This window comes from Pseudoalteromonas sp. SG41-5 (genome assembly GCF_014164495.1).
GTDB lineage: Bacteria > Pseudomonadota > Gammaproteobacteria > Enterobacterales > Alteromonadaceae > Pseudoalteromonas > Pseudoalteromonas rhizosphaerae.
In genome coordinates this window covers 1-3822 of the sequence record NZ_JACJFH010000180.1, presented here as the reverse complement: position 1 = coordinate 3822, position 3822 = coordinate 1, and the positions used below count along the sequence as shown (strand labels likewise).

Below are 3822 nucleotides of genomic sequence, written 5' to 3'. Positions count from 1 at the left end.
GAAAACAGTTAAATAAATTGACTGATGATGATCAGTTAAGCTAATTTAAAAACGGCTCTACAAAATGATAAATCAGGTGATCAAAGCTGATGAGAATCGGTGATCAAAGTCATGAGAATACGCACTTTGAGTTTAATCTTGTTGATCTGTTGCTTTGTGGCCACCTATTCCAATGAGCCATTTCAATGGTGGATACCTATACTCACTTTTTCTTGGAACCTGTTTTTTCTTAACTTATTACCAATAACAGAGAGTTACCTCCCTAAAAAGCAAATATATTTTGACAGAAAAAAACAGTTAGTCGGCTTTACCTATGAGATACCCGGTTGTGAAGAGCGTGATGAGCTGGGTAATTGTTGTTTTAAATGGGCTGATATTGTGTGCCACCTTGATATTGTGGCAACACGCCCGGGCGTAATGGGGTTTGTACCTTTTATTAGTCATATTGATGAGGATAAATACCCCGAGACTAAAATAGCAGTTCAGGTGCCTGATAACTCAAATAACCCGATGAACTGCTATTTATATTGGGAACGTGTAGTGCGGTTTATGGATAACAACCAACCACTGCCTGATGTGCCTGAGTATGAAAACTACCGCCACCTTGATGAACTCACAGCTGAATTTGATAAGCAAAATGACAGACCCAATAAATTTTGGAGTGATTTTTCGCTTGCTCAACAAGTCGAAATTTGGCAGAAATTTAATAAAGAGGCTGCGCATTTTAATTGGCTTAGAGCGACACCTAACAAAGAAATAACCAAACCTTGGCTGCATTTTAAAGGTGAGCCAGAACGTATCGAAAAACTGACATGGAAATACAAAGCAAAGCGTTTAGCACTGCAGTTGTTTATGGGAATACCTTAATAGATGATTTTATATATAGCATGCAACTAGGATTGTGATAAAAATTAAAAATGGAATTCAAATCTAGGCTGTATATGCTGCCTAGGTTTACCGCCACGTTGGTAGCTAATACGGAAATATATGCAGCTGGTTTTTATATCTTGGTGCGGCATTGTTCACTACACCTTTAGGGTGGGCAATAATCGCAGTCGGTTTGATCATTGCAATTATTGCTATATTAGTCACCGATAATGAATTAGAAACGTGGACTAAAAATGGTCCGTTTGCTAAAGATATTGATGACCGCTGTACTGGTAGTTATGAAAAATGGCACACTCAACCAAAAGAGTGTTATGCCGCATTAGTGGGCGCATTAATGAAGCCAAGCGTCACGCTCGGTGTTAAGCGATTAACCAGTACCCATTGCCAATTAACTGTAGATATAGACACATCAAACTTTGCCTTAGGGCAATCAGAGTTATTCGTTCAAGTTTACCAAATTGAAGATGAGGGAGTTTTGCATTTTGCAAATGAATTTCGTCACGATCATAAAAATTGGCAAATAATCCAAAAAGAGAATACTGAATCCGGTGCCATCACTGGGTTTAAATATATAATTCCAATATTATCTATGTGGCCGAAACATTTCGAAGTTGATTGGCAAGTAAAAGTGCAGTATCGCCTAGATAAGCATGTTACTTTGCCCTATGTGGATATTGATGAGCGTAATGATTGGGATAACGGTGAGCAACCAGATAAAGCCTGGAAAATAAAGGAAATAGAATATGCTTGAGCAGTATGCAGAGACCGCTTACAGAGGTAAGCAAGATGCAAAATTTAGAGATGAAATAGCGACTGATGAGCGTGACTCTATGTATTGCCGTTACCAAAGTAAGCAGGCAATATACCCAAGAGGTAAAGTGTTTGGACATTGCTTTGATAGTTTTCAAGATTCAGCTTATAAATATAACTTATCAGGGAAAGCTGAATATTATAGAAAAGTTTTAGGAAATGATGATTTTACTCTTAATTTGCCTACAAAAGGGAGTAAGATAACGGATTCATTGGTCTTTTTTTGGATAATAGCACATTTAGGTATTTTGTTTTTTTTATTTACTCTACCGTTTTTTTTCACTTTATTTGGTCGTATTGAACTAGCGCTTGAATCTTTTTTATTTGTTTTTATATTTTGGAGTGGATCTAAATTATTTAATCTAACTATTTGGAAAGCAATCCGGATTAGAGTGTCCTCAGGGGTTTTATTTCATCGTAAAGATGGTTCTGTAACCATATCTAATGAACAAAGTAGCACACAAGATAAATTGCTTTTTGAAGAGTTTAATGCTCACTATTGTGTGGAAAATAATCCTGGAAGCGGCTTTCCTTACAGAGGCATTACTTTATTACATTACCAGAGAGATTTTTCTTATGATAGGACTGGAGCAAACTTAATAAGCAGTGGATTTATTCATTGGGAATTATTACAAAACTTCATGGATGTAACTGAACCCTTAGCAGATATCCCACAATTTGAATATTACCGTGAGTTTGATAAAACAACCGCTGAGTTTGATAAAGCGAATGGCCGTCCTAAGTATTTTTGGTATCGGGTCGATAAGCATTTCAAGAAGAGAGTTAATGAGGAAAAACTATTACTCATTAATGAATTTAATGATGAAGAGCAGCTCGATAACTTTTTGATGGGTAAACCTATTAAAAAGTTAACACCGCCAGATATTTTTAAATTCCCGTGGAAATACGCAGATAACATTAAACCTGAAAGTGAAATTAAGTTTGGTAAAACACTATGGCAAAAGTTCACTTCGTTTTTAATGGTTGACTTGTAGCTTAACAAAGAAATAAATAGGATTTAACCCAAGCAGTAAGTAACTGCTTGGGTAGAAAAGGATATTGATGTCGATTTCATATAAATTTGCAAAACTAAATGCAAGAATATTAGAAAATTCACAGAACTTTAAACACTATATTTCCTCAAAAATGTATGAGTTTAGTTCACCTAAAGGATTAATGATTGTCAGATTTTTATTGGAGAAAGAAGATAATAAAAAAGTGAAACCTCAGAGCTTAGATAATGAAGGGCGCTATTTAGGTTTTCATAATGCGGGTGATTGGACGCTAGGGTTAACATTAGGGCCAATATTTTTAGGGGTATTAGGTTCAATTGTCTCGGTAATTTTTTTTTTAGGGTGGAGTTATACTCAATTCACAGATAACCCGGAACAACTACCCGTTTGGTTTATAGTATTCGTCATTTGCTGGAACTTATTCTTTTTAAACTTCGGCCCCATTTTAGCGCGGTATATTCTGCCTAAACGCGAAGTATATTTTGACCGCCAAAACCAAACAGTAAGCTTTTCGTGGTCAGTAAACAATGCAGAAAAAAATGAGCACGGCCATTCGACATTTCCGTTTGAGGATATAGAAGCGTTTTATTCTAAAGCCAACCACTCACAGGGCCATGGTGTAACCCATGCAATGTATATTGCCCATAAAGATTACGAAAACCACCATGGTGCATTTAGTGAAATACGCGTAAAAGACAACCCACAAAACCCAAACTACTGCAAATACACATGGGAGCGCGTTGTGCGCTTTATGGATTTAACCAAACCGCTCGTTGATTCACCCGAAATAGAGCCATTTCGTCACCTTGACCCGATAACACACGACTTTGATAAGCAAAATAACCGCCCTGAAAAGTACTGGCGTTTAATGAGCTACAAGCAGATGAAGCAAATAGAAGAAGAACTTGATGATGATATTTACCGCTTTAATTTTGACGGCGCCATCACCAACCCAAAACGCTGGGCAAATAAAGAAATCACCAAACCGTGGGAAAAGTGGCCAGTAGATGAAAGCCTAAACCAACCAGACAACCCCCCGTATTGGAAACGCCTGATGAAAACCCTTGCAATGCAAATTATTGCGGGTGTTTAAAAGTTATTGCTCTTTAAC

Annotated in this window: 4 protein-coding genes; all 4 read left to right on the top strand. The window is 37.0% G+C overall.

Annotated elements, in window-relative coordinates; genetic code table 11:
• Positions 1 to 111 precede the first annotated feature (111 nt).
• The 4 genes from H5232_RS22550 (at position 112) to H5232_RS22535 (ending at position 3804) form a co-directional block, all read left to right on the top strand.
• A complete protein-coding gene (locus H5232_RS22550) occupies positions 112 to 867 on the top strand; it encodes a hypothetical protein (protein ID WP_259400183.1) in 756 nt (251 codons plus the stop codon).
• A 151-nt stretch (positions 868 to 1018) separates the two neighbouring features.
• Positions 1019 to 1639 (top strand): hypothetical protein, encoded by a 621-nt coding sequence (locus tag H5232_RS22545; protein WP_182757489.1) that lies wholly within the window; start codon positions 1019 to 1021, stop codon positions 1637 to 1639.
• Positions 1632 to 2693: a hypothetical protein gene (locus tag H5232_RS22540; protein ID WP_182831566.1), complete on the top strand. Its 1062-nt coding sequence runs from the start codon at positions 1632 to 1634 to the stop codon at positions 2691 to 2693. Before H5232_RS22545 ends, H5232_RS22540 begins: the two co-directional genes overlap by 8 nt.
• A 181-nt stretch (positions 2694 to 2874) precedes the next feature.
• Positions 2875 to 3804 carry a hypothetical protein gene (locus tag H5232_RS22535; RefSeq protein WP_182831565.1) on the top strand — a complete coding sequence of 310 codons (930 nt, stop codon included), beginning with the start codon at positions 2875 to 2877 and terminating at the stop codon, positions 3802 to 3804.
• Positions 3805 to 3822 lie beyond the last annotated feature (18 nt).

What these genes read in the sequence shown, in the direction of transcription:
- H5232_RS22550 (WP_259400183.1), top strand. Translation starts at nt 112, where the DNA reads ATGAGAATACGCACTTTGAGTTTAATCTTGTTGATCTGTTGCTTTGTG.
- H5232_RS22540 (WP_182831566.1), top strand. Translation starts at nt 1,632, where the DNA reads ATGCTTGAGCAGTATGCAGAGACCGCTTACAGAGGTAAGCAAGATGCA.
- H5232_RS22535 (WP_182831565.1), top strand. Translation starts at nt 2,875, where the DNA reads ATGATTGTCAGATTTTTATTGGAGAAAGAAGATAATAAAAAAGTGAAA.